Below are 1,540 nucleotides of genomic sequence, written 5' to 3'. Positions count from 1 at the left end.
GCCACGACCTCCGTCGGCACAGCAAGCCATCCGTTCGGCTCGCTCGCCCAGGTGGAGAGCGCCTCACGAGCCGGCGACACCATCGTGGTCCTGCCGGCCACGGGGGTCCTGGACGGCGGCATCCAGCTCAAGCCCGGCCAGACCCTCCGGGGCTCCGGCCCCTCCGTGTGGACGGCCGGTACGACGGCCCCGCGCCTCACGAACACGACCACCCGCTTGTCAGGGGACGCGGTCCGGGTCGCCGACGGGACCACGGTCACCAACGTGCGCATCACCGGCGCCCGCCGCGGCGCCATCCACGGCGTCGACGTGACGGGCGTGCGCATCTCCGGGAACGACGTCTCCGGCCAGAACACCGGCTGCACCGACGGCTACCTGATCCCGCCGTTCATGGCCCCCACCAACCTGCCCGGCGTCGGGATCCCCATCGCGAACGGGCTCCAGAACGGTTGGGCCGGCATCATGATCGACGCCTCCGTCCGGCAGGACCTGGCCGTGAGCATCACCGGGAACCTCGTGCACGACGCGACGTGTGGCGACGGCATCGACGTACGCCTTTCCGGCACGGCCACGGGTACGGCGACCATCACCGACAACAGGATCCACTCGCTGCGCCAGGGCAAGGACTTCCAGTCGGTCCTCGCCATCGGGCTCCAGGCGCGCGACTCGGCCCGGCTGCGGGGTCTCCTGCACCGCAACACGCAGGCCCTGCTCGGCAACCCCGACGACCTCAATCTCGCGGTCGAGGGCGCCGACTCCGAGGGCGTCTTCCTCAACGCCGCCGGACCCGCCCGGCTGACGGCGACGATCACCCACAACACGTACACCAACGAGCACGGGTGGGGCGGCTTCTCGGCCAACGGCCTCGAAGCAGTGACCATGGGCTCGGGTGCACGGCTCGACGTACTGGTGCAGGACAGCTCGTTCTCCGGGTCGCCCGGCGACGTCATCGAGCACGGCGGCCTCGGCACCGACGCCGTGATGACGATGACCCTCGAACGGGTGACGGCCGAGCGTTCGACGGGCATCGGCAACACCCTCCTGCTCCCGTTCAACAACGGGGACTGCGTGCTCGCGGGCAGCCTCGGGGCACGCAACACCATCCGGCTGGCTGTCCGCGACAGCGTGCTGCGGCACTGCGCGAACAACGGACTCTCGCTGGGCAGCAACGTGGTCAACGGCAAGGGGCCGACCGCGGAGATCATCGCCACGATCGACGGTTCGACGATCACCGACAACCGCGGCGAGAACATCGGAGTCCGCAACTTCACGGCGCTCGACAGGTTGTCGGTCAAGGTGCAGCACACCGACCTGTCGCGCGCTGGCGGCCTGGGTTCGGGCATCGCCGACTTCTCCGCCGAGGACCTGGGTACGACGCGGACGCACGTGATCGACATCGGGGGCGGAACGCTCGGCAGCGTGGGCCAGAACTGCCTGGCCGGCGGGCTGCTGGCCGCGGACGTGCTGCGGTACGACGTCACCGCCCGCCACAACTGGTGGGGCCGACCGGGAGGACCAGGCCTGTTGCGAACCCTCGCCA

General features: G+C 70.5%; 1 protein-coding gene. It reads left to right on the top strand.

Features of this window, described 5'->3' with window-relative positions; all coding sequences use genetic code 11:
- Positions 1-51 precede the first annotated feature (51 nt).
- Positions 52-1,540, top strand: a 1,489-nt coding sequence (locus tag ACOADB_RS13855; RefSeq protein WP_378599561.1) for a hypothetical protein, incomplete at its 3' end; no start/stop codon positions are given.

The organism is Nocardioides sp. CPCC 206348 (assembly GCF_048654705.1).
In the GTDB taxonomy this organism is placed as follows: Bacteria; Actinomycetota; Actinomycetes; order Propionibacteriales; family Nocardioidaceae; genus Nocardioides.
This window is presented reverse-complemented; position numbering and strand designations above follow the sequence as displayed.